General features: G+C 73.2%; 26 protein-coding genes. 8 read left to right on the top strand and 18 right to left on the bottom strand.

The genetic code is table 11. The features are described 5' to 3' along the window. Positions 1-126: 126 nt before the first annotated feature. Complete coding sequence (locus tag ACZ4SW_RS17755; RefSeq protein ID WP_468243748.1) at positions 127-1,137, bottom strand: beta-ketoacyl-ACP synthase III; 1,011 nt, start codon at positions 1,135-1,137, stop codon at positions 127-129. Positions 1,138-1,522: 385 nt separating this feature from the next. On the opposite strand from ACZ4SW_RS17755, the gene ACZ4SW_RS17750 reads away from it, so the two are divergent. From ACZ4SW_RS17750 to ACZ4SW_RS17735, 4 genes are all read left to right on the top strand, one after another. Further along, positions 1,523-2,515 carry an aldo/keto reductase gene (locus ACZ4SW_RS17750; RefSeq protein WP_468243745.1) on the top strand — a complete coding sequence of 331 codons (993 nt, stop codon included), beginning with the start codon at positions 1,523-1,525 and terminating at the stop codon, positions 2,513-2,515. 96 nt (positions 2,516-2,611) lie between these two features. Then, complete coding sequence (locus tag ACZ4SW_RS17745; RefSeq protein WP_468243742.1) at positions 2,612-3,310, top strand: HAD family phosphatase; 699 nt, start codon at positions 2,612-2,614, stop codon at positions 3,308-3,310. Positions 3,311-3,387: 77 nt separating this feature from the next. Next, positions 3,388-4,077, top strand: coding sequence for an HAD-IA family hydrolase (locus ACZ4SW_RS17740; protein WP_468243739.1), 690 nt, complete (start codon positions 3,388-3,390; stop codon positions 4,075-4,077). A 51-nt stretch (positions 4,078-4,128) separates the two neighbouring features. Continuing rightward, on the top strand, positions 4,129-5,727 hold the full coding sequence (locus tag ACZ4SW_RS17735; protein WP_468243736.1) for an MFS transporter: 1,599 nt from the start codon (positions 4,129-4,131) through the stop codon (positions 5,725-5,727). 70 nt (positions 5,728-5,797) lie between these two features. Here ACZ4SW_RS17735 and ACZ4SW_RS17730 read toward each other — a convergent pair whose 3' ends face one another. From ACZ4SW_RS17730 to ACZ4SW_RS17715, 4 genes are all read right to left on the bottom strand, one after another. After that, positions 5,798-6,793, bottom strand: coding sequence for a ScbA/BarX family gamma-butyrolactone biosynthesis protein (locus ACZ4SW_RS17730; protein WP_468243733.1), 996 nt, complete (start codon positions 6,791-6,793; stop codon positions 5,798-5,800). 284 nt (positions 6,794-7,077) lie between these two features. Next, on the bottom strand, positions 7,078-8,355 hold the full coding sequence (locus ACZ4SW_RS17725) for an HRDC domain-containing protein (RefSeq protein ID WP_468243730.1): 1,278 nt from the start codon (positions 8,353-8,355) through the stop codon (positions 7,078-7,080). Between the two features lie 266 nt (positions 8,356-8,621). Continuing rightward, complete coding sequence (locus tag ACZ4SW_RS17720; RefSeq protein WP_043444816.1) at positions 8,622-9,284, bottom strand: response regulator transcription factor; 663 nt, start codon at positions 9,282-9,284, stop codon at positions 8,622-8,624. Between the two features lie 289 nt (positions 9,285-9,573). Beyond that, positions 9,574-10,239, bottom strand: coding sequence for a DUF3000 domain-containing protein (locus tag ACZ4SW_RS17715; protein WP_468243728.1), 666 nt, complete (start codon positions 10,237-10,239; stop codon positions 9,574-9,576). 235 nt (positions 10,240-10,474) lie between these two features. Here ACZ4SW_RS17715 and hemE point away from each other — a divergent pair, with 235 nt between their 5' ends. Beyond that, positions 10,475-11,542 (top strand): uroporphyrinogen decarboxylase, encoded by a 1,068-nt coding sequence (gene hemE / locus ACZ4SW_RS17710; RefSeq protein ID WP_468243725.1) that lies wholly within the window; start codon positions 10,475-10,477, stop codon positions 11,540-11,542. A gap of 40 nt (positions 11,543-11,582) precedes the next feature. On the opposite strand, the gene ACZ4SW_RS17705 is transcribed toward hemE, so the two are convergent. Beyond that, entirely contained in the window at positions 11,583-11,795 is a 213-nt protein-coding gene (locus tag ACZ4SW_RS17705) for a hypothetical protein (RefSeq protein WP_468243723.1), read from the bottom strand. Between the two features lie 48 nt (positions 11,796-11,843). Continuing rightward, the gene (locus tag ACZ4SW_RS17700) at positions 11,844-12,662 is read right to left on the bottom strand and encodes a rhomboid family intramembrane serine protease (protein ID WP_468243720.1); all 819 of its coding nucleotides are present in this window, start codon (positions 12,660-12,662) and stop codon (positions 11,844-11,846) included. A gap of 125 nt (positions 12,663-12,787) precedes the next feature. On the opposite strand from ACZ4SW_RS17700, the gene ACZ4SW_RS17695 reads away from it, so the two are divergent. Continuing rightward, positions 12,788-13,129 carry a hypothetical protein gene (locus ACZ4SW_RS17695; protein ID WP_468243718.1) on the top strand — a complete coding sequence of 114 codons (342 nt, stop codon included), beginning with the start codon at positions 12,788-12,790 and terminating at the stop codon, positions 13,127-13,129. A gap of 112 nt (positions 13,130-13,241) precedes the next feature. Here ACZ4SW_RS17695 and ACZ4SW_RS17690 read toward each other — a convergent pair whose 3' ends face one another. After that, entirely contained in the window at positions 13,242-14,651 is a 1,410-nt protein-coding gene (locus tag ACZ4SW_RS17690; RefSeq protein WP_468243716.1) for an FAD-dependent oxidoreductase, read from the bottom strand. Positions 14,652-14,815: 164 nt separating this feature from the next. Here ACZ4SW_RS17690 and hemG point away from each other — a divergent pair, with 164 nt between their 5' ends. Both hemG and hemQ read left to right on the top strand, forming a co-directional pair. After that, positions 14,816-16,210, top strand: a complete 1,395-nt coding sequence (gene hemG, locus ACZ4SW_RS17685; protein ID WP_468243713.1) for a protoporphyrinogen oxidase — start codon at positions 14,816-14,818, stop codon at positions 16,208-16,210. A gap of 226 nt (positions 16,211-16,436) precedes the next feature. Further along, the gene (gene hemQ, locus ACZ4SW_RS17680; protein ID WP_468243711.1) at positions 16,437-17,168 is read left to right on the top strand and encodes a hydrogen peroxide-dependent heme synthase; all 732 of its coding nucleotides are present in this window, start codon (positions 16,437-16,439) and stop codon (positions 17,166-17,168) included. Positions 17,169-17,215: 47 nt separating this feature from the next. Here hemQ and ACZ4SW_RS17675 read toward each other — a convergent pair whose 3' ends face one another. The 10 genes from ACZ4SW_RS17675 to ACZ4SW_RS17630 all read right to left on the bottom strand — a co-directional run bounded on the left by ACZ4SW_RS17675 (position 17,216) and on the right by ACZ4SW_RS17630 (position 26,503). Then, the gene (locus ACZ4SW_RS17675; protein ID WP_468243709.1) at positions 17,216-17,977 is read right to left on the bottom strand and encodes a DUF4142 domain-containing protein; all 762 of its coding nucleotides are present in this window, start codon (positions 17,975-17,977) and stop codon (positions 17,216-17,218) included. 269 nt (positions 17,978-18,246) lie between these two features. After that, a complete protein-coding gene (locus ACZ4SW_RS17670; RefSeq protein WP_468243706.1) occupies positions 18,247-19,551 on the bottom strand; it encodes an MbnB/TglH/ChrH family RiPP precursor modification enzyme in 1,305 nt (434 codons plus the stop codon). 264 nt (positions 19,552-19,815) lie between these two features. After that, positions 19,816-20,535 (bottom strand): peptidyl-tRNA hydrolase, encoded by a 720-nt coding sequence (locus tag ACZ4SW_RS17665; protein ID WP_468243704.1) that lies wholly within the window; start codon positions 20,533-20,535, stop codon positions 19,816-19,818. A gap of 61 nt (positions 20,536-20,596) precedes the next feature. Next, complete coding sequence (locus ACZ4SW_RS17660; RefSeq protein WP_468243701.1) at positions 20,597-20,797, bottom strand: hypothetical protein; 201 nt, start codon at positions 20,795-20,797, stop codon at positions 20,597-20,599. Positions 20,798-20,828: 31 nt separating this feature from the next. Then, positions 20,829-21,707, bottom strand: coding sequence for a polysaccharide deacetylase family protein (locus ACZ4SW_RS17655; protein ID WP_468243698.1), 879 nt, complete (start codon positions 21,705-21,707; stop codon positions 20,829-20,831). 74 nt (positions 21,708-21,781) lie between these two features. After that, positions 21,782-22,672 carry a PPK2 family polyphosphate kinase gene (locus ACZ4SW_RS17650; protein WP_468243695.1) on the bottom strand — a complete coding sequence of 297 codons (891 nt, stop codon included), beginning with the start codon at positions 22,670-22,672 and terminating at the stop codon, positions 21,782-21,784. Between the two features lie 51 nt (positions 22,673-22,723). Beyond that, positions 22,724-23,719, bottom strand: a complete 996-nt coding sequence (locus ACZ4SW_RS17645) for a slipin family protein (protein ID WP_468243693.1) — start codon at positions 23,717-23,719, stop codon at positions 22,724-22,726. A gap of 161 nt (positions 23,720-23,880) precedes the next feature. Further along, positions 23,881-25,365 (bottom strand): SulP family inorganic anion transporter, encoded by a 1,485-nt coding sequence (locus tag ACZ4SW_RS17640; RefSeq protein WP_468243690.1) that lies wholly within the window; start codon positions 25,363-25,365, stop codon positions 23,881-23,883. A gap of 8 nt (positions 25,366-25,373) precedes the next feature. Beyond that, the gene (locus ACZ4SW_RS17635) at positions 25,374-25,955 is read right to left on the bottom strand and encodes a carbonic anhydrase (protein ID WP_468243688.1); all 582 of its coding nucleotides are present in this window, start codon (positions 25,953-25,955) and stop codon (positions 25,374-25,376) included. 146 nt (positions 25,956-26,101) lie between these two features. Further along, complete coding sequence (locus ACZ4SW_RS17630; protein WP_468243685.1) at positions 26,102-26,503, bottom strand: hypothetical protein; 402 nt, start codon at positions 26,501-26,503, stop codon at positions 26,102-26,104. Positions 26,504-26,598 lie beyond the last annotated feature (95 nt).

The raw sequence follows: 26,598 nt of genomic DNA, 5'->3' as shown, positions 1-26,598 counted from the left end.
GAGTCGCGAGACCGAGTCGGAAAGCCGAGTCGGAAAGCCGAGTCTTGAAACCGACTGCGGGGAACCCCGGGAACCTCGGGAACCCGGGAACCCGGGAACCCGATCCCGGGGAATCGGGGTGTGCGGTCAGGCAGGGGTGATCTCCGGCCAGACCAGGCCGACGGACCCCCAGGTCAGCCCGCCGCCGAAGCCGCCCAGCACCACCCGCTGGCCGGGGTGCAGGGTGCCGTCGGCGACCGCGTCGGCGAGCACGAGCGGAACGGACGCGGCGACCGTGTTGCCGACCCGCTCGATGTTGGACGGGAAGCGCTCGAGCGGTACGTCCACGCGCTCCGCGACCGCTGCGAGGATCCGGGCGTTGGCCTGGTGCAGGACGACCCGGTCGATGTCGGCCGGCGTCCAGCCCAGCGCGCCGGCCGTCTCCTCCAGGGAGGCCGCCATGTGCCGTACGGCCTCGGCGAAGACGGGACGGCCCTCCATGGTGAAGTAGGTGGCCGCCTCGTCGGCGGGCAGGCCGGTGGACCGCTGCCGCGACCCGCCCGCCGCGACCTGGATGAGATCGCTGCGGCTCCCGTCGCTGCCCAGGTGCAGTCCCCGCAGGGCGCCCGGCTCGGCCGGGTCCCCGGCGCGCAGCACCATCGCGCCGGCGCCGTCGCCGAAGATCGCCCGGGTGGTGCGGTCGGCCGGGTTCAGGATGGTGGAGAACGTGTCCGCGCCGATGACCAGCACCGATGCGGCGAACCCGGACTCCACCAGCCCGGCGGACACGCCCAGCGCGTAGATGAAGCCGGTGCACACCGCGGCGATGTCGAAGGCTCCGACCCCGGACAGCCCCAGCCGGCTCGCCACCTCGGGAGCGGTCGCCGGGCAGGGCCGGTCGGGGGTGCTGGTGGCGAGCACCACCACGTCGGCGGCGTCCGTCCCGGCGGACTTCAGCGCCCGGCGGCCCGCCTCCACGGCCAGATCGCCGGTGGCCGCGCCCGGGTCGACCACGTGCCGGCACGCGATCCCGGTGCGACTGCGGATCCACTCGTCCGACGTGTCCAGCTCCCGGGCGAGTGCGTCATTGGTGACCGTGGCCGGGGGCACCCAGGCGCCCAGACCGGCGACCACCGCCGCACGGCCGGTCCCGCTCATCCGATCCCTCCGTCACCGCGACCCGGCCGGTGCCGGGCGCTGCCGCCTGCCGTCAGGCCATCGCCTGCCATAGCCGTCACTGCGCGCTCCTCCTCGCTGGCTCGACGTCCGCCGGCGCCCCGCGATGCCCGGGGCCGACCGGCCAGTTCACTCTGGCAACGGCTGCTCCGCTCCGGCTCACCACGCACCCACGTGCCGCTCACGTCCGTCGTGAGCGCCAAGTGAGCCGTGCGGGAGCGGGGGTTGCGAGCATGGTCGGGGCGCTCGGCAGCAAGCCGCCGACCGGAAGCGCCTGTTGGAGCGAGCCGCGTGTGCAGGCGACGCGCCGTGTGGACGGCACGTGTGCCCCACGATCCGGTTCACGAACGCGTACGAGGAGAAACCAGTGCGGCAACGCAGGATTGGTACGGACGGCCTCTCGGTCTCGGCCATCGGTCTCGGCTGCATGGGCATGTCGGAGTTCTACGGGCCGACGGACGAGGCGCAGAGCCTGAAGACGCTCGAGGCGGCGCTGGACCTGGGGGTCACCCTCCTCGACACCGCCGACATGTACGGCAAGGGCCACAACGAGCGGCTCGTCGGACGGGCCGTCGCCGGGCGCCGCGAGGAGGTCGTCCTCGCCACCAAGTTCGGCATCCGGCGCGACGACCGCGACCCGCGGCAGGGCCGCCAGGTCGACTCCAGCCCCGAGTACTGCCGGCAGGCCGTCGACGCCTCGCTGCAGCGGCTCGGCGTCGACCACATCGACCTGTACTACCTCCACCGCCGCAGCCCCGACATCCCGATCGAGGAGACCGTCGGCGCCATGGCGGAGCTGGTACAGGCGGGCAAGGTCCGCCACCTGGGCCTGTCCGAGGTCAGTGCCGAGACGCTGCGCAGGGCCCACGCCGTCCACCCCATCGCCGCCCTGCAGACCGAGTACTCGCTGTGGACCCGCGACGTGGAGCAGGAGGTCCTGCCCGCCGCGCGGGAACTCGGAGTGACCCTCGTCGCCTACTCACCGATCGGCCGCGGCTTCCTGACCGGCGCCATCACCCGGCCGGAGGACCTGGACCCCACCGACTTCCGGCACTCGCACCCGCGCTTCCAGCAGGAGCACCTGGCGCGCAACGCCCGGATGGTCGAGCGGCTGCGCGAAGTCGCCCGCGACGCCGGCTGCACACCCGTCCAGCTCGCGCTGGCATGGCTGCTGTCGCGCGGCGAGGACGTCGTGCCCATCCCCGGGACCCGCCGTGAGACGTATCTGCGCGAGAACCTCGCCGCAGCCGAAGTCGAGCTCACCGCGGAGCAGATGGCGGCCGTCGAGGCCGCCGTGCCGCGCGACGCCGTGTCCGGCGAGCGCTACGACCCCGCAGGCATGGCCACCGTCGGCCACTGACCGGGCATCGCGCCTGAACAACCGCCGAAAGCGCCCGGCACACCGGACGCACCACCGGCGACACCACCGAACGACACCCAGAAACGGAACGCACTCGTGGCAGACAAGCTCAAGCAGCTCAAGCTGGCCGCCGTCAACATCGACGGCGTCCTGCTCAACGACACCTTCAGCCCGGTCATCCACAACTTCATCGTCAGCCGCGGCGGCGAGTACACCGCCGAGGTCGAGCGCAGCATCTTCTCCCAGCCGCAACTCGTCGGCGGCCAGGGGATGGCCAACGCGGCCCGCGTGCCGTGGACCGCTCAGGAGGCCATCGACGTCTACTTCAAGGAACGGGAGGAGTACGTCAAGGACCACCCCGTCCACCTCCTGGACGGCGCCGTCGACCTGCTGCGCCGGCTGCGCGCGCTGGGACTGAAGACGGTGAGCTACGGCGGCCTGGACGCCTCCCACTTCGACCGGTACCTGGGTGAGCACGCCGACCTGTTCGACGAGCCCCGCTACGTCTGCACCAACGACTTCCGTCCCGGGTTGCGCGAGATCACCACCGAGGTCTTCGGCCTGGAGTACGACGAGGTGCTGTTCATCGACGACGTGGCCCGTGTCGCCGAGGTCGCCCGGGCGCTCGGCATCCCCTTCATCGGGCACCCCAGCTCCTTCGAGCACAGCTTCCAACCGCAGCTCATGCGCGAGGCCGGCACCCGCCACATCGTCGACTCGCTGCACGCCATCGACGAGGAACTGCTGCGCACCCTCGACGCCGAGGCCGCCGCGCACACCGTCTGGCAGGACTGAGCCGCCCCCCGACGTACCGGCCCGGCCCTCCCCCGCGTCGGGCCGGTACCCCCTTCCACCCCCCAAGGAGCCACGCCGTGGACCGCGACACCTCCGCGCACACCGTGCTGCTGGACTTCGACGGAGTGCTGAGCCTCAACGCGTCCAGCCTGCTGCTGCGGGCCCTGCACGAAGGCATCAACCGCCACACCTGTCTTCCCTACGACGCCACCGCCGCCCAGTTCAAGGCCATCAGCACCTTTCCGCAGCGAGACAGCCTGCGCGTGCTGTTCGCCGGGCTGGGCATCGAACAGCACCTGACGGCCGAGATCGCCGCGCTGCGAGCGCTCACCGCGGTCGGCGGCACCAGGCTCACCCTCGGCGAAGGGGCCGAGGAGTTCTGCGCCGAGCAGCGCGCCCACGGCGTCCGGCTGCGGGTCTTCTCCACCATGGACCGCACGACAGCGCGCCGCTCCCTGCTCGACGGGCTCTTCCACGCGCGCGACTTCGTCTCCCTCGACCACGCCTCCAAGGCCGATCCCGACACCTACACGGCGTTGCTCGCCGCCGAGGGGGAGACCCGCCCGGAGCGCTGGCTGCTGGTCGACGACTCTCCGCTGGCGTTGCGCGCCGCCAAGATCGCCGGGCTGCGCACCGTACTCATGCGCGGGGAGGTGTTCACGGACGCCGACGTGGCGCCGTTCGGCTCCTTCATCGACGCACAGGTCGCCTCCTTCGCGCAGCTCGGCGACGTCCTGCGGTCCGACCGGGCGCCGCTGCCCGCCTGACCGCGTCCGCCCCTCCCCCCGCCCCCGGCAACAGACACAGGAAGCCTTCCGATGTCCCACACACCTGCCGAAGCAGAGCTGTCCGACGTACGGGCCGCCCGGGCCGAGCCGGGCGCCGCCGACGGCGACCGGCCCCGGGCCGCCTCCGGGCAGCGGCCCCCGACCGGCCCCACCCGGATCCTGGTGGCCATCGCCCTGGCGGCCGTCATGCTGCCCATCTCCGTGACCGGGCCCGGGGTGGCGCTGGCCGACATGTCCGGCGCGCTGCACGCGTCGGCCGCCTCCACCCAGTGGGTCCTCAACGCCTACAACGTCGCCTTCACCGCGTTCATGCTGGCCGCCGGGTCCGCCGCCGACCTGTACGGACGGCGCCGGATGTTCCTGACCGGCACCGCGGTCTTCGCGCTGGCCTCCCTGGTGGCCGGCACCGCGCCCACGATCGTGCTCGTGGACGCGGCCCGGTTCGTCCAGGGCATGGGCGCGGCCGCGGTCCTCACCAGCGGCTCGACGCTGCTCGCGCACACCTTCAGCGGGGCCGCGCGGGCCAGGGCGTTCGGCATCTTCGGCGCCTCGATCGGATTCGGCCTCGCGATGGGCCCCTTCGTCTCCGGACTGCTCGTCGGCGCGGCCTCCTGGCACGCCGTCTTCCTCGTCAACGTGATCCTCGGCGCGGTGGTCCTGGTCCTGGCCCGGCCCCTGCCCGAGTCCCGCAATCCCGAGGCCCGGCGCATCGACAAGCCGGGCGTGGTCACCTTCACTCTCGCCCTGCTGCTGCTCGCCCTCGCCTTCGTCGAGGGACCCTCGCGCGGCTGGACGGGACCCCAGACGCTCGGCTCCTTCGCCGGCGCCGCCCTCTCCCTCGCCGCCTTCGTCGCCGTGGAACTGCGCAGCGGCGAGCCCATGTTCGACCTGAGCCTGCTGCGCCGCCCCACCTTCGTGGCCATCATCTGGCAGCCCGTCAGCATCGTCTTCGCCTTCGCGGCCCTGCTGGTCTACCTGCCGCCGTACTTCCAGGGGGCGGGCGGCGCCGGCTCCACGATGTCCGGCGCGATGCTGCTGCCGCTCACCCTGCCGGTCTTCGTCCTGCCGCTGTTCTCCGGAGCACTGGTGAAGCGGCTCTCGGTACGGACGCTGCTGGCTCTCGGCCCCGCCGTGCTGGCCGTGGCCCTGCTGCTGATGACCCTCACCGACCCGGTCTCCTCCCGGACCGCCCTGTACGCCGCGCTGCTGCTGGCGGGCATCGGCATCGGCCTCGCCTTCGGCGTCATGGACAACGCGGCGGTCAGCGTCGTGTCGCCCGAGCGCGCCGGCATGGCATCGGGCATGTTCAACACCCTGCGCGTCGCGGGCGAGACCATCGGGGTGGCCTGTGTCGGCGGCCTGCTGCTCACCGCAACCCGGCAACGGCTGTCCACCGCCGGTCGCCCGGACAGCGGCGCGATGGCCGACGACGTGGTGCAGGGCCGGCTGGCCTCCGTGCGCCGCAGCGGGGGAGAGGACCTCGTGCACCGGGCGGTGCAGGGCCTGGAGCACGGCTGGAGCGTGGTGTACGTCGTCCTCGCCTGCGTCGCCTTCGCCGGCGCGGTCGCCATCTTCACCCTGGTCCGCGACCGCGACCTGGACCCCTCGGCCACCGGCCAGGAGTCCTGAGGGCGGGCGCGGGCGCGGACACGTCGGCCCGGTGACGGCGACCACCGTCACCGGGCCGACGTGCCCCCGGTCACCCCCGGCCGTCGGCGCCGGCCCGCTGCAACGAGAAGGCGGCCTCCGCCACGCTCCGGCCGCCCTGCTCGAAGCCGACCCGGACGGTGGTCTCCCGCCCCTCGGGCCGCCGCGCCCGCACGATGAGCGGCTGGTCGAGTTCGGCGTAGGCGCCGAACGACGCGCTCAGGCCGGACACGGCCCACACCGCCGCCCCCTCTCCGCTCGACTCCCCGGCCGCCAGCAGGGCCGCCTGCCGCCCCGCCTCCATCAGCACCATGCCCGGCACATGATCCTGCGGGTGGTCGAACAGGCTCGGATGACCGCCGGCCACGCGCAGCCGGGCCGCGACCGCGTCGTCGGTGTGCACCGGGTCGAGCAGCACCACGTTCTCCGGGCGCCCGCGCCCCACGCGAGCCGGCTCCACCAGCCCCTCGGTCTCCGCCCGGCGGTACGACTCGGACGTCGGCGCCGCCCCGGCGGCGCGGCCGCGCAGCTTCGCATAGACCGCGTCGGCCACGTACTTCACCCGCATGGTGACGTCGCACAGCGGACGCCCCGAGGCCGACACCCGCATGCGGTACCCGAGACCGCGCAGGGTCCCGGCGACCCACTGCGCGTCCTGCGTCGTGGCGTCGATCGTCACCGGCACCGGCCCGGCCGACGCCGGAGCCGTGGCGGCGTCCGGCAGCGTCATCGACCACTCCTGCAGCACGAACTTCGTGCCGAACGGCGCACCGAAGTGCGCGTGCACCGCATGGGTCTCCGCCTGCCGGCAGCACTCCAGCAACAGCAGCGGGTCGACGGTCTGCGGCGTCGTGTGGTCGGTGTAGTAGGCGTGGGACGGCGGCAGTTGGGCGGCCGCGACGAAACGCCGGTCGTCCACGCGCGCGCTGTCGGTGAGGAACACCTCGGACAGTGCGTGCCGGTGGACGAGGCTTCGGGGCACGGTCCGCTCGAACGCCAGCGCGTCCAGCACGGCCTGGGCGGCCCCTGATCCGGTCAGTACGGTCATCCCGCTCCCTTTCCCTGGGCTGGTTCGGGGTTCTCCCGGATCGCCACGCTTCCAGGCCCCGCTAACACCCGGCTCACGCCGTCGTCACGGCACCCGGCGGAGGTGGCGTGAGCGGGGTCGGTGGCGTGAGCGGGTGGGCCGGGGGGAGTCCGGGACGCCGTACAGCGGAGGCGGGGGCGACCGGCGCCTGTTCACGCCGGGCATGCGGGTGCGCGGCGCCTGCCGGCGAGGCGCTCGCGGGTGAGCGCGCCGCGCCGCCGCTGCCCCGGCCAGTGGTGCGGCAACTAGGCACCCTTCACGGACAGCGCCTTCACCAGCACCGGTGTGACCTGTTCGACCTGCCAGGCCCTCGCCCCGTACCCGGCGAGCGCGGAGGCGACGGTCTCCGCATCCACCGGCTTCGGGGGCTCCCAGCACACGCGCCGCACGGTGTCCGGGGAGATCAGGTTCTCCTGCGGCATGTTGAGTTGCTCGGCCAGCGCGGACACCGCCGCCCGCGCCGCCGACAGGCGAGCCGCGGCGACCGGATCCTTGTCGGCCCAGGCCCGTGGCGGCGGCGGACCCGTCACCGGCTGCCCCGGCTGCGGCAGCTCCGCCTCCGGCAGCGCCTTGGCGCGATCGATCGCGGACTGCCACTGCTCCAGTTGGCGCCGCCCCATGCGGTGCCCGAAGCCGTTCAGCGCGGCCAGGGCGTGCACGTTGGGCGGCAGGGCGAGGGCCGCCTCGATGATCGCGGCGTCCCCGAGCACCTTGCCCGGCGAGACGTCGCGGCGCTGCGCGATCCGGTCCCGGGTCTGCCACAGTTCACGGACGGCCGCCATCTGCCGGCGGCGGCGCACCTTGTGCATCCCGGACGTACGGCGCCAGGGGTCCTTGCGCGGCTCCGGCGGCGGCGCGGAGGCGATCGCGTCGAACTCCTCCCGGGCCCACTCCAGCTTCCCCTGTCGCTCCAGCTCCTTCTCCAGGGCGTCCCGCAGGTCGACCAGCAGCTCGACGTCCAGGGCGGCGTAGCGCAGCCAGGGCTCGGGCAGGGGCCGGGTCGACCAGTCGACGGCGGAGTGTCCCTTCTCGAGGATGAAGCTGAGCACGCTCTCCACCATGGCGCCGAGGCCCACCCGTGGGAAACCGGCGAGGCGCCCCGCCAGCTCGGTGTCGAACAGACGCTTGGGGATCATGCCTATCTCGCGCAGGCAGGGCAGATCCTGGGTGGCGGCGTGCAGCACCCACTCCGCGTCGGCGATCGCCTCGCCGAGGGCCGACAGGTCGGGGCAGGCCACCGGGTCGATCAGCGCGGTGCCCGCGCCCTCGCGGCGCAGCTGCACCAGGTAGGCGCGCTGGCCGTACCGGTAGCCGGACGCGCGCTCGGCGTCCACGGCGACGGGGCCGGTGCCGGCGGCGAAGGCGGCGGTCACCTCGGCGAGCAGGGCCTCGTCGGCGATCACCGGCGGAATGCCGTCGCGCGGCTCGAGCAACGGGATCGGCGCCGTTTCGACGTCGTCCGGAGGGGCGCCTCCGGTGGTTCGCAGTGGGCTGTCTGCTGCGGTCTCTTGGGCGTCGGTCACCTGTCAAGGGTATCTGTGTGTGGACTACGCCCGCCGACGGAACGTTCCGTCGACGGGCGATGGGGGGTCGTAAACCAGTCATGTGTCACATGGGCCGATCGTGTCCGCGCTGGGGCGCGGTGCTGTTCGTGCGGCGCGGGACGGCGGGCGTCCCGGGCGGGCGGCCGGATCCCCGGAGGCGGCTCGGCGGCGGCTCGGCGCTGAAGGGGACCGGGGGAGGTGGTGGAGGGGCGGGTGGGGGAAGGACGGGTGGGGGAGGAGGGAGGTCAGTGGATGATGCCGGTCCGCAGGGCCACGGCCACCATCCCGGCGCGGTCGCCGGTGCCGAGCTTGCGGGCGATACGGGCGAGGTGACTCTTCACGGTCAGTGCGGACAGGCCCATGGAGACGCCGATCGCCTTGTTCGACTGACCCTCGGCGACCAGACGCAGCACCTCCACCTCGCGGCCGGACAGCTCGCGGTAGCCGCCCGGGTGGCTCGGGGCACCCGGGGGGCGGCGGTGCAGGCGCGCGGCGGCGGCGCCGATGGGGGCGGCACCGGGTCGGGTGGGGAGCCCGATGTTGGTGCGGGTGCCGGTGACGACATAGCCCTTGACACCGCCCGCGAGGGCGTTGCGGACCGCGCCGATGTCGTCGGCGGCGGACAGGGCCAGGCCGTTGGGCCAGCCCGCGGCCCGGGTCTCGGAGAGCAGGGTGAGACCGGAGCCGTCGGGGAGATGGACGTCGGCGACGCAGATGTCGCGCGGGTTGCCGATACGGGGACGGGCCTCTGCGATGGACGACGCCTCGATGACGTCGCGCACTCCGAGCGCCCAGAGGTGGCGGGTGACGGTGGAACGGACGCGGGGGTCGGCCACTACGACCATGGCGGTCGGCTTGTTGGGGCGGTAGGCGACCAGGCTTGCGGGCTGCTCGAGGAGAACGGACACCAGGCCTCCTGGGGGGTGCGGGACGGGGCCGGCTCGGGGAAGCGGCCGGGACGAACTCGGTTTCAAGGTCACAGTCGTCTTCGGCACCAAACTCGTGCTCCTTTAGAGAATGATCACGATTTGGTGAGTAACAATCCGTGCAATTCGGACGCGCGAGCGATCATCTGAGGATCGAGTCGGTTCCATCCGTGGTCGATACGAGGCCGAAAGTGGCCGTATCGACAAAGAGATGGCAAGGAAGGTCAAGAAGACGTTGACCGGTGCGAGGGGGCGCGAGGGTACGCCGGTGTCAGCGGGGCTGCGGCCCCCGACGCTGTGGCAGCGTCACCACCGAGGCGTCGCCCGGCCCCGCCGGGGGCAGGCCCGCGACCTGGCACAGCAGGTCGCACCAGGAGGCCAGGTGCGCCGCGGTGTCCGGGACGCCGCCGATGCCCTCCCGGGGCGTCCACGAGGCACGGATCTCGATCTGCGAGACGGCCGGACGGGCGGCGAGCCCGCCGAAGTAGTGCGAGCCGGCACGCGTGACGGTCCCGCTCGGCTCGCCGTACGCCAGCCCCCGGGCCTGCAGCGCGCCGGTCAGCCAGGACCAGCACACGTCGGGCAGCAGCGGGTCCGCCGCCATCTCCGGCTCCAGCTCCGCGCGCACCAGCGTCACCAGACGGAAGGAGCCCTGCCAGGCCTCGTGGCCGGCCGGGTCGTGCAGCAGGACGAGGCGCCCGTCGGCGAGGTCCTCGTCGTCCGCGACCACGGCCGCCTCCAGCGCGTACGTGTGCGGGGCGAGCCGCTGCGGCGGGCGCGACGGCTCGATCTCGATCTCCGGCCGCAGGCGTGCGGCCTTCAGGGCGTCGACCGCGGCGCGGAAAGGCGGAGGAGACGTGTCCATCGCATCGCCCTCCCCCTCCGCGTCGTCCATTCCGCCGGCGTCGTCCGTCACTCGTTCCTGAGCCGCAGCCATGCGGGGAAGATTAAGGGGAAGAAAGCGCGTTCGCTTGGAGAGACACCCGTTGGCACCGGGGGTTCGGCCCCCGTGCGCGGGTTCGCAATGGCCGGTTCCCGTCGTAGAGCGGCCGGGTCCTTCGCCGTGGGGCGCGCCCACCGGGCGCGACCGTGCCGGAACGCGGCCCCGCGCCCCTGCGCGGGCGCTCCCGCCCCGAGGCCGAAACGCTCCGGTGGCGTGCGAGACTTTTTGCGTGAGTGTCAACGACCGCCCCGCCGCGGGCCAGCCGACAGCGACGTACGAATCCGCCTTCCTCAAGGCGTGCCGGCGCGAGCCCGTGCCGCACACACCGGTGTGGTTCATGCGGCAGGCCGGGCGCTCCCTGCCCGAGTACCGCAAGGTGCGTGAGGGCATCCCCATGCTCGAGTCCTGCATGCGTCCCGAGCTGGTCACCGAGATCACCCTCCAGCCGGTCCGCCGGCACGGCGTGGACGCGGCGATCTACTTCAGCGACATCGTCGTACCCCTGAAGGCCATCGGCGTCGACCTCGACATCAAGCCCGGCGTCGGCCCGGTCGTCGAGCAGCCGATCCGCACCCGCGCCGACCTCGCCCGGCTGCGCGACCTGACCCCCGAGGACGTCTCCTACGTCACCGAGGCGATCAAGCTGCTCACCGCGGAGCTGGGCCAGACCCCGCTGATCGGTTTCGCGGGCGCGCCCTTCACCCTCGCGAGCTACCTCATCGAGGGCGGCCCGTCCCGTACGTACGAGCACACCAAGGCGCTCATGCACGGCGACCCCGAGCTGTGGTCCGACCTGGTGGACCGGCTCGCGGACATCACGGCCGCCTTCCTCAAGGTGCAGATCGAGGCCGGTGCCTCGGCCGTGCAGCTCTTCGATTCCTGGGCCGGGGCCCTGGCCCCCGCCGACTACCGCCGCTCGGTGCTGCCCGCCTCGTCCAAGGTCTTCCGGGCCGTCGAGGCCTACGGCGTCCCCCGCATCCACTTCGGCGTCGGCACCGGTGAGCTGCTGGGGCTGATGGGCGAGGCGGGCGCGGACGTCGTCGGCGTCGACTGGCGGGTCCCGCTGGACGAGGCGGCCCGCCGCGTCGGCCCCGGCAAGGCGCTGCAGGGCAACCTCGACCCGGCGGTGCTCTTCGCCCCGCGGAAGGCCGTCGAGGCCAAGACCCGCGAGGTACTCGACGCCGCCGCAGGCCTCGAGGGCCATGTCTTCAACCTCGGCCACGGCGTCCTGCCGTCCACCGACCCGGACGCCCTGACCCGGCTCGTGGAGTACGTCCACACGCAGACGGCCCGCTGACCCCACGGCCCGGACCGCACAGGGCGGCATCGGCGCGGGGTCACCCGGCGGACGGCTCGTCCTCGGGCCCCTCGGGTTCCCGGAACTCCGGTGCGAGACGGCCGCGGTCGTCCTCGTCCCGCGTGGTGAACGCCTCCGCGGAGGTGTCCTCGGCGGCCGCACGACGGGCGTCCGCGGTCTCCTCGAACGAGGTCGCGTCCGGCGTCGTCGGAGTCCGGTTCCTCTTCGGCCCCGGTCTGCTCGGGCCAACCACGCGCTGGAGGGGGCGGACGAAACGCCCCGCTGGCCGCCGCTGCCGTCCTCACCAACTGGGGCGGGCCCGCCTGCCCCACAGCAGGCCGCGCGGTTCGGGTGGCGGCGGGGTGCCCTGGCGCAGCGGCAGGGCCAGGACCATGCCCACGATGAAGCCGACCACATGCGCCGCGTAGGCCACGGTCCCGGCCGAGGAGACACCGTTCCCGGACGAGTAGACCGCCTGCAGCACGAACCAGAAGCCGAGCACGATCCACGCGGGCAGCCGCAGCGGCAGGAACAGCAGGAACGGCACGAGGATCCAGACCCGCGCCCTCGGATAGAGCACCAGGTACGCCCCGAGCACGCCCGCGATGGCGCCCGACGCGCCGATCAGCGGGTCGCTCGAGCCGGCGTTGAGGTAGGCGTAGCCGTACCCCGCCGCGTACCCGCAGGCGACGTAGAAGATCGCGAAGCGGATGTGGCCCAGCCGGTCCTCGATGTTGTTGCCGAAGATCAGCAGGAACAGCATGTTGCCCAGCAGGTGCAGCCAACTCCCGTGCAGGAACATCGCGGTGAACACCGACGCCGGCGGCGACTTGTGGTAGCCGGGCGGGGCCACCACACAGCCCGGCCCGTGCGGGCCGACCCCGACGGCGCCCGTGGGCACGAGCCGCGGCAGTTGGTCGTGGATCAGCTCGCGCGGCACCGCGGCGTAGTGGTCCAGGAACGCCTGGAGGTGGCAGAACTGGGACAGGTCGCTCTGCCCGGCCACCGAGCCCGCCAGGCCGGGGGTGAACAGGAAGACGACGACATTGGCCGCGATCAGCGCGTACGTCACGTAGGGCGTACGGCGCACCGGGTTCACATCATGGACGGGGATGACCACAAGGAAGTACTGCCCTGGATCGGCCGGGCGAATCGGTGAACGCGGCGGTCGGCGCCTGCGTATGTCTCCTCAACCGCCCGCGGTGCGGGGAAGGCGTGTCGCGGGGACGACGTGAGGAACAGGCGATGAACGACCGAGTTACTCCTCCGATACACGCCCTGCCCGACGGCGAGGCCGAACTGGCGCTGGTGATCCAGCTCCCCTGGGAGGACGTCGCGCGGCTCGGCCAGGAGGCCGCGCGGCTCGCGACCCAGATGCAGCGGCCCGTGACCCTCGACGAGGCGGTCAGCCATCGGCTGCGGTCCTCGCGGGGCGCCGCGGCGCATGCCAAGCCGATGGCCCAGCCGCAGCCGGCCGCGGTGACGTCCTCGGCGTCCGTGTCGTCGTTGCCTTCCCGGCCGCCGGGGGAGCAGGCTCGTCAGGCGATCGAGCGGATCAACGGGGTGGGGCAGCACGAGACGGCTTGATCCGCGGGCTCGCCGTGGGCTGCGGCCGGGGGCCGGTCGTCTGTGACCGGTCGCGCCCACGCGGCCGGGCCGCACCGTGTCACAGCCCCGCGCCCCTGAAGGGGCGCCCCACTCACCCGGAGTTGCTCCGTACCGCCGCTGCCGCCTTGCGGGCCGCCACCAGGATCGGGTCCCACACCGGTGAGAACGGCGGCGCGTACCCCAGGTCCAGCGCCGTCATCTCCTCCACCGTCATCCGCGCGGTCAGCGCCACCGCCGCGATGTCCACCCGTTTCGCCGCGCCCTCCCTGCCCACGATCTGGACGCCCAGGAGGCGGCCCGTGCGGCGTTCGGCGAGCATCTTGACCGTCATGGGGGCCGCGTCCGGGTAGTAGCCCGCGCGGCTCGTCGACTCGATCGTCACCGTCTCGTACTGCAGCCCCGCCCGCCGCGCGTCCTTCTCGCGCAGCCCGGTGCGGGCGATCTCCAGGTCGCACACCTTGCTCACGGCCGTGCCGACGACACCCGGGAAGGTGGCGTAGCCGCCGCCCACGTTGGTGCCGATGACCTGCCCGTGCTTGTTGGCGTGCGTGCCCAGCGGGATGTGCCGCTCCCGGCCGGAGACCAGGTCGAGCACCTCGACGCAGTCGCCGCCGGCCCAGATGTTCTCGTGACCGCGCACCCGCATCGCGAGGTCGGTGAGCAGGCCGCCGTGCTCGCCGAGCGGCAGCCCGGCGGCCCCGGCCAGGGTCGTCTCGGGCCGTACGCCGATGCCGAGGACCACCACGTCCGCCGGGTACTCGGCGTCCTGCGTGCCGACCGCGCGGACCTCGCCGTCGTCATCGGTGAGGATCTTGGTGACCTCGGCGCCGCCCACCATGGTGATGCCGAGGCCCTCCATGGCCCGGTGCACCAGCCGACCCATGTCCGCATCGAGTGTGGTCATCGGTTCGCTGCCGCGATTGACGACCGTCACCTCGTAACCGCGGTTGATCATCGCCTCGGCCATCTCCACGCCGATGTACCCCGCGCCGACGACCACCGCGCGGCGCCCCTTGGTGGCGGCCAGGGCGTCCAGGAGTGCCTGGCCGTCGTCCAGGGTCTGCACACCGTGGACTCCGGGTACGTCGGCGCCGGGCAGGTCGGGGCGGATCGGGCGGGCCCCGGTCGCGATCACCAGCTTGTCGTACGACGTCCACGCCTCGGCCCCGGAGTCGACGTTCCGGGCGCGGACCCGGCCGCCCGCCACGTCGATCTCCGTGACCTCGGTCCGCATGCGCAGGTCGATGCCGCGCGCCCGGTGCTCCTCGGGCGTACGGGCGATCAGCTCGTCCCGGCCGGCGACGGCGCCGCCCACCCAGTACGGGATGCCGCACGCCGAGAACGACGAGAAGTGGCCGCGTTCGAACGCCACGATCTCCAGCTCGTCGGGGCCCTTGTGGCGGCGTGCCTGCGATGCGGCGGACATGCCCGCCGCATCGCCGCCGATGACGACCAGACGCTCCCGCGGACGGCTCGAACGACTCGAACGGCTCATGCTCATGCGAACACGCTACGGGCAGGGGTCGTCCCGGTCCTCCCCGTCCCGGCTTTCACGCTGCGGCCGTCTCTCACCCTCCAGGGGGCTTTCACGCCCCGGCACCCGGCCCCGCAGGGATCGTGACGGGCGCCCGCCGGGTTGTCGGCGGGGTCTGAGAGGCTGGGCACATGAACGCAGTGGAGGACCGCGGGGGCGCGGGGCATGTCGTCGTCATCGGGGGCGGGATCGCGGGTCTGGCCGCCGCCCACCGGCTGCTGGACCGGGGCGCGCGGGTCACGGTCCTGGAGGCGTCCGACCGGGTCGGCGGCAAGCTGCTGCCCGGCGAGATCGCGGGCGTGCGGGTCGACCTCGGTGCCGAGTCGATGCTGGCGCGGCAGCCCGAGGCGGTGGCGCTCGCCCGGGAGGTGGGCCTCGCCGACCGGCTCCAGCCGCCCGCCACGGCGACCGCCTCGATCTGGACCCGCGGCGCCCTGCGGCCCATGCCGAAGGGGCACGTCATGGGCGTCCCCGGCACGGCCTCCGCGCTGTCCGGCGTCCTGTCCGACGAGGGCCTCGCCCGGATCGAGCGGGACGCGGAGCTGCCGCGCACGGAGATCGGCGACGACGTGGCGGTGGGGGAGTACGTGGCGGCGCGCCTCGGCCGCGAGGTCGTCGACCGCCTGGTGGAGCCGCTGCTCGGCGGGGTGTACGCGGGCGACGCGTACCGCATCTCCCTGCGCTCGGCGGTCCCGCAGCTCTTCCAGGCCGCCAGGGCGCACGCCTCGCTGACGGAGGCGGTCCGCGAGATCCAGGCGAAGGCCGCCACGGCACGGCAGACCGGCCCGGTCTTCATGGGGATCGAGGGAGGCGTCGGACGACTGCCGCTCGCGGTCGCCGAGTCGGTGCGGGCGAGGGGTGGTGAGATCCGCCTGAGGACCGCCGCGGACGGACTGCGCCGCACGTCCGACGGGTGGGAGATCGTCGTCGGGGACCGCGCGGAGACGGCGGACGCGGTGGTGGTCGCGGCGCCCGCCGCCGTGGCCGCCCGGCTGCTGGCCGCCGAGTCACCGGACGCGGCCGCGGAACTGCGCACCGTCGAGTACGCCTCCATGGCGCTGGTCACCCTCGCCTACCGTCGCGCCGACGTCTCCCTCCCCGAGGGGAGCGGCTTCCTGGTGCCGCCCGTCGAAGGGCGCACGATCAAGGCGTCCACCTTCGCCTCGCAGAAGTGGGGCTGGATATCGGACGAGGACCCGGAGGTGCTGGTACTGAGGACGTCCGTCGGACGGTACGGGGAGACGGAGATCCTGCAGCGGGAGGACACCGACCTCGTGGCCCTCTCCCGGCACGACCTGCGCGAGGCGACCGGCCTGGACGCCGCCCCGGTGGCGACCCGCGTCACCCGCTGGACCGACGGCCTGCCCCAGTACCCGGTCGGTCACCACGCGCGCGTCGCCCGCATCCGCGAGCATGTCGCGAAGCTCCCGGGCCTCGCGGTGTGCGGGGCGGCGTACGACGGGGTCGGCATTCCGGCCTGCATCGCGAGCGGCTACGCCGCGGTCGACCAGCTCGGCTGCGAGTGAGCCGGAGCGGTGCGCCGGTGCCGAGGGACCATGGGGGTCCCCCTGCTCGAGCGGAGTCGAGAGCCTGGGGGAGCGCGGAGGCCCGCAGGGCTGAGCACGCTCGGGCTCTCGACACCGGCGCCTGCGCCCCGAGGCGCACGGGCCGGAAAGAGCGATCTGCGTGGTGTGCAGGAGCTCACCGCCAACCCGGTGCAGAGCCTGCACGGCGGAGCGGGAGAATAGGCGCATGAGTGACGACGCCCCCACCACCGAGTCCGGCAGGATCCCGAACAAGGGCAAGCTGGCCAAGGACCTCAACGAGGTCATCCGCTACACCCTGTGGTCCGTCTTCAAGCTGAATGACGTCCTGCCCGAGGACCGCGCCGGGTACGCCGACGAGGTCCAGGAGCTGTTCGACCAGCTCGCCGCCAAGGACGTGACCATCCGCGGCACGTACGACGTGTCCGGCCTGCGCGCCGACGCGGACCTCATGATCTGGTGGCACGCCGAGACGAGCGACCAGCTCCAGGAGGCGTACAACCTCTTCCGCCGTACCAGGCTGGGGCGCGCGCTCACGCCGGTCTGGTCCAACATGGCGCTGCACCGCCCCGCCGAGTTCAACCGCTCGCACATCCCGGCGTTCCTCGCCGACGAGACGCCGCGCAACTACGTCAGCGTCTACCCGTTCGTGCGTTCCTACGACTGGTACCTGCTGCCGGACGAGGACCGCCGCCGCATGCTCGCGGACCACGGCAAGATGGCCCGCGGCTACCCGGACGTGCGGGCCAACACGGTCGCCTCGTTCTCGCTCGGCGACTACGAGTGGATCCTGGCGTTCGAGGCCGACGAGCTGTACCGCATCGTCGACCTCATGCGCCACCTGCGCGCCTCGGAGGCCCGGATGCACGTCCGCGAGGAGGTGCCCTTCTTCACGGGTCGCCGCAAGTCGGTCGCGGAGCTGGTGGCCGGGCTCGCCTGACCGTGCTCCGACCGGGGGCGCGGATGGCCGCGCCCCCGGTCGGCGGGTCACGGCGGCGGGCTGGACGCGGCCGGCGGAAGCCAATACGTCTGCGTCGGGGTGACCGGGACCGGTGTGCCGGGGTCGTCGGTGGGGCCCGGCGGCGCCGGAGAGTTGGTCAGCGGCGGCGGGCTGGAGGTGGCCGCGTCCTGTGCCAGCGCGTCGAAGTCGACGTAACCGGTGGCCTCGAGGACCTTGATGTGGTCCAGGACCGTCGCGTTCGCGTCGTCGGCGAGGGCGCGCACCAGCGAGTTGCGGGTCGTGGCGCGGACCTGGGCGACCACGGTGAAGACCTTGCCGTGGGCCCGGCGGAGCAGATTGGCGAAGTCGCGGTCGTACTCCTCGCCCTGGGCGGCGTCCAGGGTCGCGAGCCACTGACGCTGCTGGGCGTTCGGCTGGTTGGGCAGGCCGAGGCCGAGCCGTGCGGCGACGTCGCGGACCCGGGCGTCCAGGAAGGTGTGGCCCGTCACCAGGTGCTCGCCCGCGGTGCGGACGGCCTCGGTGGTGCCCTTCTGCTCGGCCTGCTGTCCCGCGGGCAGTTCCCACAGCCCGGCCAGCCGCACCTTGGTGATGAAGTCGCGGTCCAGCGCGGACAGCGGACCGTACTGGGTCGACACGGACTGGGCGTTGAGAGTGTCCACGCCGGTGCCGGAGCGGTCCGCGTAGGACCAGACCGGGAAGACCAGCGCGGCGAGGGTCCCGGCGAGCAAGACGATGAGGATCCCGGTGCCGCTGAGGATGCCGCGGCCTCGGGCGGGTCTGGATCTCATGGTGCCTCCTGCTTGCGGCACCGCACGCTAGTGCGCTTCGGGTGCGAGTTGGCATATTACTGCGCCGTATGCGCCAACTCCCGTGCATCGCGAAGTGGAGGGAAACGGTCATGATGCACTGAATGCCGCAGTCGCAAGCCTGGGCATCACGGGACGAATCGCGGCAAGCAACCGCTCTCCCCAACAGGGCGCGACCGTTGTGTTAACCACGGCACATTCCCTGCGGACGGCCTCCGGAGCGCGCCCGGGAGTGCTACGCGCGGGAGCGCTCAGTGGCGCAGCAGGACTCGGCGGGTGGCGCGGAGCAGACGGGCGGCGGGGTGCGCGGACGGCGGCGTGGGGCCCGAACGCTCCAGCCACCACGCGCGCAGCCGGCGCCGCGCCTCGGCGTCCTCGGGCCGCCCGGCGAGCAGCAGGTGCTCGGCGAAGTCGAGGGCGTCGCGCCGGTGGCCGCCGGTCATCGGGTGCCGCTGGGCGTAGCCGAGGAAGGCGGCCCGGTACCCCTCCCCGAGGATTCCGGGCAACTCGGGCGCGACCCTGGCCACGACCCCGGCCCGCTTGGCGGCGAGGGCCCGCGCCTGCACCCCCAGCCGCACCCGGTCGAAGCCCTCGGGCACGGGGGTGCCGGCGACGAGGCAGGACAGCAGTGCGGCCTGGGCGAGACCGAGCCGCTGCCGGGCCGCTTCGGTGCCGGCGTCCGCAGGCGCGCTCGCCGCCGTCCCGGTGGGCGTGCTCGTCCCGGGGGCGGGCGCGGCCTTGTGCACCGTCTCCCGGATGACGGCCAACTCCCGCTCCAGCTCCGCCGGTTCGGGGAAGTTCTCGTCGCGTTCCAGCAGGACGCCCGGTGGCGCGGCGCGGGACGCCAGGTCCGCGAGGACGTCGAGGACCGCCTGCGGGACGGGGTGGGCGTGACTGTCGTGCCAGACGCCGTCGCGTTCGTAGCCGCCCGCGACATGGACGTACGCGATCGCCTCGACGGGCAGCTCGTCCAGCGCCTTCGCCGGGTCCTCGCCCCGGTTGACGTGGTTGGTGTGGAGGTTGGCGACGTCGATCAGCAGCCGTACGCCGGTGCGTTCCACCAGCTCGTACAGGAACTGTCCCTCGGTCATCTCCTCGCCCGGCCAGGAGATCAGCGCCGCGATGTTCTCCACGGCGAGCGGCACGGGCAGCGCGTCCTGGGCGATCCGGATGTTCTCGCACAGCACCCTCAGCGCGTCCCGGGTGCGCGGCACCGGCAGCAGGTGCCCGGCCTCCAGCAGCGGCGACGCCGTCCGCGGCCCGCCCGCCCGTACGAACGCGATGTGCTCGGTGACGAGCGGCGCGCCCAGGGCCTCGGCCCGCTCGGCGAGGGCGGCCAGCCGGGCCTCGTCGGGGCGGTCCGCGCCGCCGAGGCCGAGGGACACACCGTGCGGGACGACGGTGACGCCGCGCCCGCGCAGCCGCAGCAGTGACTCGGGGAGGTGTCCGGGGCACACGTTCTCGGCCACGACCTCCACCCAGTCGAGGCCCGGCATGCGCTCCACGGCGTCGGCTATCTCCGGCCGCCACCCGATGCCCGTTCCCAGTCGCTCCATCGTCCCCTCCCTCGCACCGGCCCGCCGGGACCGGTGGACCGCCGCTGCCGCGGTGACCAGGTCATGGCCCGGGCGGCCGGCGGCGAACCCCTGGCGGAGGACGTTCAGAGCAACATTTGAGGTTCCGCCGGACTCGCCAAGAAGCGGCCGCCGGGGAAGACGCGGCCCCGGAGGGGTGGAGCCGCAGCGGCGTGAACAGTCGATCTTCACCCGCTGAACACCGAAGCGGCCGGCCGCGCGAGGGCACGGCGCGACGCGTCCGGGTCAGCCGCGGCGCAGCGCCGGATGGTCCGCCACCACCGTGCAACTGCCCGGCGCGATCTCCGTGAAGCCCGCGTCGCGCACCAGCGGCAGGCCGGACGTGGTCAGTTCGCGCCAGCGGGACGGGGGAGCCGTGCGGACGGCGAGGGGGAAGCCGGCGTCGCGCCAGGCCGCGCGCTCCTCGTCCGGCAGCGCCCACCAGGCGAGTTGGGCGCCATGGCCCGCCTGGGCCATCGCCTTGCCCGCCGACATCTCCAGGTCCGGGTTCAGCCACAGCACGGGGGCCGTCGCCTCGGCCTCCACCGGCGGTTCCGGGTCCTCCAGGTCCGTGCCGGAGACCTGCAGCCGGGCCAGGTCCTTCGGCCAGCCGTCCAGCGGGACGGGAGGGAAGACACGGACCTCCGCGGACTTGCCGGTGACGGTGATGCCCGGCAGTGCCTCGGCCCGCCGCCACTCCGCGCCGCGCGCCCGCCGCACCACCTTGCGGATCCGGGCGTCCTGCCAGTCCCGCATCGCCTGCGCCCACTCGCCCTCCCCCAGCGAACGTTCGTCGCTCAGGATCACGAGCACGGCGCGCGCCGCCGTCTGAAGTGCGTCCGTGCGGGCCGGGGGAGCGGCGCGCTCGATGCGCACGACGAGCGGCAGCACGAACTGCGGCGCCTCGTCGCGCGCGGTGGGCTCGGAACGGAACGGGCTGTCCTGGCGGGGCTGGTCACTGCTCACGGCGTCCAGTCTGCCAGGCGGAAGGGCGGGGGATTCCGGCGGCGGGCGAGGGCCCCTGCGCTCACCCGGAGCAGGCCGTCCGCTGGGCCTCCTGCCACTCGCAGACCGGGCAGAGCGTGATCCCCTTGTACGACTGCGGGTACTCCGTCGGCTCGCGGCACAGCACGCACTCGGCGAACGGCGGGCCGCCCGCCTCGGGCGCCGGGTCCGGGTGCGGGGCGCCCGTGTCGCAGTAGGCGGTCGTGTCGCGGTCATCGCTCATGCCTCCAGCGTAGGCACACCCCGCGCGGTCCCTACCGGCTGCCGGCCGAGGCGGCGATGAGCTGGGAGACCTTCACGAACCGGTAGCCCCGCCCGCGCAGCTCGGGCACCACCGCCCGCACCGCCTCCTCGGTGGCCGGTGCGATGCTCCGGGTGCAGTGCATGACCACCACGGAACCGGGCCGCACCCCCTCCAGCACCTGCTGGGCGACCCGGCTCGGGTCCGTGGCGGAGACGTCCCCGCTCACCACGTCCCACTGGACGGCCGTGACCCCGAGGGGACCGATCGCGTGCAGGGCCCGGTCGTCGTAGCAGCCGCCGGGAAAGCGGAAGTACGGCATCACATGGGGAACGCCCGCCTTCCGGATCGCCGTGAAGGCGCGCTCCACGTCCGAGCGCAGTCGCTCCTCGGGCAGGACCGGAAGGCCGAAGCAGCTCCGGGTGAAGGAGTAGTGGCTGTAGGAGTGGTTGCCGACCTCGAAGAGCGGGTCCTCGCCGATGTCCCGTGCCTGTTCGGGGTACTGGTCCGCCCAGCGCCCCGTCATGAACACGGTTGCCGGGACCTTCAGCTCGCGCAGCGCGTCGATCAGGTCCGGGTTGTCGAACGCCTCGCCGTCCTCCGCCCGCAGTCCCTGGTCGGCGGTCATGTCGGCGTCGAAGGTGAGGGCGACGGTCTTGTCGCGTGCCGCGCCCTTCCGGAAGACGGGCGCGAGCCCACCGGATCCCGGCGTAAGCAGCATGGGCGGCATGCCGTGGGCCGCTGAGGGGAAGCCGGGGCGGCCGGTGGCGCCCTCGCCGGGGTCGCCGGTGGCGCCACCGGCGAAGTGCCTGGGCGCTTCGTCGGTGGCGCAGGCGGCGAGCGCGGCGCAGAGGGCGGCCAGGCATGCGATACGTCGTACGAACCGGATCACCGTACGAACGTAAGGCGGCCATTGCCGTGAAATGCGCACATTTCGGGCGGCAAGAGTGGTAATGCCCGGTGGGGTCACCCGGCCGGCCGCGACTCCGGGCGCACCGCGCCCTCGGCCAGCAGCGCGCGGCACCCTTCCACGTCGAAGTCCGCCGCCGGGTACCGGGGATCCAGCTCCCGCAGGTGTTCCAGCAGGAGCCTGCTGACGGCCCAGTTGCGGTACCACTTGTGGTCGGCCGGGACCAGGTACCAGGGCGCGGCCCGCGTGGCGCAACGGGTCAGGGCCTCCTCGTACGCCCGCCGGTAGGCCGGCCACAGAGCCCGTTCGTCGAGGTCGCCGACGTCGAACTTCCACCGTTTGTGGGGCTTGTCGAGCCGTTTGAGCAGGCGGCGGCGCTGTTCCTCGTACGAGATGTGCAGGAAGCACTTGATGATCGTCACCCCGTCGTCCGTCAGTGACGTCTCGAACCCGTTGATCCGGTCGTAGCGGCTCTCGATCTCGTCGTACGGGGCCAGCGAGCGCACCTTGGCGATCAGCACGTCCTCGTAGTGCGAGCGGTCGAAGATGCCGATCTCGCCGGGGCGCGGGAGTTCCCGCACCACGCGCCAGAGGAAGTCGTGCCGCCGTTCCTCGGGGGTCGGGGCCTTGAAGGCGTGGATGCGGCAGCCCGCCGGGTTGAACAGGCCGATGACGTGCTTGACCGTGCCGCCCTTGCCGCTGGTGTCCATGCCCTGGAGCACCAGCAGGATCCGGCGGCGGTCCCCGGCGGTCGCCGCGGCCCACAGGCGTTCCTGGAGGCCGGCCAGGTCCTTGGCCATGCGGGCGGTCGCCCCGAGCCCGGCGGTCTTGTCGCCAGGGCCGCCGGGCGTCGCCCCGGCGTCGTGCGCGGCCAGGTCGACGGGCTCGCCGACGGGCATGCGGAGCAGGTCCCGCAACAGCGGGGCCTCGTCGCGCTTCTTCCCCATGGCGCACCCTCGGTCGACGGCCGCAGGCATCCGGGCTCTAGTGCCGCGGCACTAGAACGGCGGCGTCACCGCGTTCTCGGAGGACACCGCGCGGGGCGCCTCCTCCGGGAGGTCGCGGGTCGCCTCCTCCGGAAGGCCGGGCGCGGGCTCGCCGGTCGGCGGAGGAGTTCCCTCCGCCTCCGGTGTCCGGGCGGCCGCGGCGTCGTCGGGCGCCGCCTGCCCGGTCGTGACCGCCGGTGGCTGCGGGGGAGTGGGGGCACCGTCCGTCGCCGGCCGGCCCTCGTGCTGCTGCGCCGCCCGTTCCAGGAACCTGAGCAGCTCCACCGGGAACGGCAGCACCAGCGTCGAGTTCTTCTCGGCCGCGACCGCCACCACCGTCTGCAGCAGCCGGAGCTGCAGCGCGGCGGGCTGGTCGGACATCACTCCCGCGGCCTCCGCCAGCTTCTTGGAGGCCTGCAGCTCCGCGTCCGCGTTGATGATGCGCGCCCGGCGTTCGCGGTCGGCCTCGGCCTGCCGGGCCATCGACCGCTTCATCGCGTCCGGCAGCGACACGTCCTTGATCTCGACCCGGTCGATCTGCACACCCCAGCCCACGGCCGGACTGTCGATCATCAGCTCCAGCCCCTGGTTGAGCTTCTCCCGGTTGGAGAGGAGGTCGTCCAGGTCGCTCTTGCCGATGATGGACCGCAGCGAGGTCTGCGCCATCTGCGACACCGCGAAGCGGTAGTCCTCGACCTGGATCAGCGCGTTCGCCGGGTCGACCACCTTGAAATAGACGACGGCGTCCACGCGCACGGTCACGTTGTCCCGGGTGATGCCCTCCTGCCCGGGGATCGGCAGCGTCACGATCTGCATGTTGACCTTCTGCAACCGGTCCACGAAGGGCACGATCACGGTGAAGCCCGGCGGCCGGGGCGCCCCGAGGAGCCGCCCGAAGCGGAAGACCACTCCGCGCTCGTACTGCTTGACGACCCGCGCCGCCGCCGCGAGCCCCACGAGTCCTGCGACTCCGGCTCCCACAACGGCACCCACCAGCTCCTGGAGCATGACGACCCCCTCGTCGAGAGGCCCGGTATGTGTGCACTTGCCACGATAGTTCCGCGGGAGGCCGCCAGGCGAGGCACGAGCCGGAGCCTTCGACGCGGAAGGGCCCGCCGGTGCAGCACCGGCGGGCCCCAGGCCGTCGCGGGCCGAACGGCCGCGTGCCGTCAGGTTCCGGACGCCACCTGCAGCGGCTCCGTGCCGGACGTCATCCGCACCGGCTCCGTCCCGGGCACGCTGTGCCGCTCCGCCCAGTTCTCCAGGGCCGTGCGGCAGGCGTGGTCCAGGTGGTGCAGCCCGGACAGGTCCAGCTCCACCGGGCGGTCCTGAGGCAGCGCCTCCAGGCTGTCGAGGATCTTCGGCAGCCGCAGGAACGTCGCGTTGCCCGACAGGTACACCTGGATGGGGCCCGCGCCCTTGTCGATGATCTCCAGCTTGGCCTTCGACGCCTCCCAGGCGGTCTTGACGACCGACAGGGCCAGACCGATGAGCACGCCCTCGAACATGTTCACCGCGACGATCGAGACGGCGGTGACCACGAGGATCAGCGCCTCGCCCCGGTGGGTCCGCCACAGCGAGGCGATCTGCCGGAACGGGATCAGCTTCCAGCCCGCGTGCACGAGGATGCCGGCGAGGGCGGGCAGCGGGATCAGCGCCAGGGCGGACGGCAGCAGCGCCGCGAACAGCAGCAGCCACACGCCGTGCAGCACCCGCGACGCCTTGGTCCTGGCGCCCGCGTGGACGTTGGCGGAGCTGCGCACGATCACCGCGGTCATCGGCAGGGCGCCGAGCAGGCCGCACACCGTGTTGCCCGCGCCCTGGGCCATCAGCTCCTTGTCGTACCGGGTGCGCGGACCGTCGTGCAGGCGGTCCACCGCCGCGGCGCTGAACAGGCTCTCCGCCGAGGCGATCAGCGTGAACGCCAGGATGGTGCCGTAGACGGCCGGGTGGGCGAGTGTCCCGAACGCGTCGGAGCCGGGCGGCTGGACGACACCGAGCAGGCCCTCCACCTTGACCGTGGCGACGGGCAGCGAGAAGGCGAGCGAGGCGAGCGTCGCGAGCAGCACGGCCGCGAGGGCGCCCGGCACGGCCTGCGCCTTCTTCGGCAGCTTCTTCCACAGCACGACCACGGCGATGGTGCCCGCGCCGACGGCGAGCGAGGCGAGCGCCGTGGTGCTGCCGAGGGCGTCCACGGCGGCCCTCGGCAGGCCCACGATCTTGTCGATGCCGGAGGCCGGGGCCTTCAGGCCGGCGGCCGCGTAGACCTGCCCGGCGATGATCACCAGACCGATGCCGCAGAGCATGCCCTCGACCACGGATATGGAGATCGCCCGGAACCAGCGCCCCAGCTTCAGGGCGCCCATGGCGAGCTGGAGGAGACCGGCGGCCAGCACGATCACACCGAGCGCGGGCAGTCCGAACTCGCTGACCGCCTCGAAGACCAGCACGGTCAGGCCCGCGGCGGGACCGGACACCTGCAGGCTGCTGCCGGGCATCAGCCCGGTGACGATGCCGCCCACGATGCCGGTGACGAGCCCCAGTTCGGCGGGAACGCCGGAGGCGACGGCCACGCCCACGCACAGCGGGAGCGCGACCAGGAAGACGACGAGGGAGGCGGCGAAGTCCTGCTTGAGGTAAGGGAACTTGGTCATGGCGCCGCTCACAGGGCCTCGAACGTGTCGGTCTCGGTGCGGTGTTCGCGCACCGATCCCGTGTGGACCTCGTAGTACCAGCCGTGCAGGCGCAGTCGGTCCGCCCTCAGGCGCTGCTCGATGCACGGGTAGGAGCGCAGGCGCAGCAGTTGCGCGAGCACGTGGTTCTGCACGGCCTCCGCGACCGTCGGGTCGTCCGCGGCGGACGACCGCGGCTCGGGCGCGGCGTGCGCGAGCCAGTCACGCACGGCGGGCACGGCGGTCAGATCGTCGCCGCGCACCAGCGCGCCGACGGCTCCGCAGTGGGAGTGGCCGCAGACCACGACGTCCTGGACGCCGAGGACCTCCACGGCGTACTCGATGGTGGCCGCCTCGCTGGTGGGGTGCTCGGAGGCGTACGGAGGCACGATGTTGCCCGCGGTGCGCAGTTCGAACAGTTCACCGGGCCGGGCTCCGGTGATCAGCGCGGGCACGACCCGGGAGTCGGAGCAGGTGATGAACAGGACCTGCGGGGACTGGCCCTCGGCCAGCCGGGCGAAGTCCTCCGGGCGCTGACCGTGCGCACGGGCGTTGTCGATGAGGGGCTGCATTGTCAGTTCCTCCTGGCGCGCCCTGGATGGCGCGTCGGTGTACGAAACGTGGCATATGCGGGTACGGCGACACGACCCACGTCGACGCGCTCGGCCAACGTGGCGTGGTGAGGGGAGGCCGGGTCAGTCCGTACCGGGTGAAGGGCTCAGCAGCGGAAGACCTGAAGTGCCGCGGCGGTGTGAGCCGTCGAGGATCTGGATATGTGCAGCGCGTCGGGGGAGAGGGCCGGTGGCCGCACGGCCGTGACGTCGTGTGCCAGCGGCACGAGCGCGGGGGGCTCCGGGGCGGAGTCCCCCGCCGTGCGGTGCCGGTCCCGGGTGCGCAGCGGGCCGGTGGGGCCCGCCGGGTGTCCGTGATCGCCGCAGGTGGCGACCTCGTCCGTCTCGTCGGCGCGCTTGCCGATGACCGCCTCCGGGGCTTCGGCGGCCCTCACATGGGCCTGGTGAGCGGAGGCGGCGAAGGACGCGGTGGGAGCGAAGAGCTGCAGGGCGAGCAGGACGGCGGAGAGGATCGTGAGCACGAACCGGACCGTCGCACCGCGTACCATGCGCCTCCCTCCCCTTGCCGGCGTCCGCCGAAGGTGTCTGGCCAACACGTTAACCCGGCAACCGCCTTTGCAGGGTTAACTTTACGTTTCAGGTA

It is taken from the genome of Streptomyces sp. NPDC028331 (genome assembly GCF_055565775.1).
Note: the sequence above shows the minus strand (reverse complement) of the source record. Positions and strands in the feature narration are given on the sequence as shown.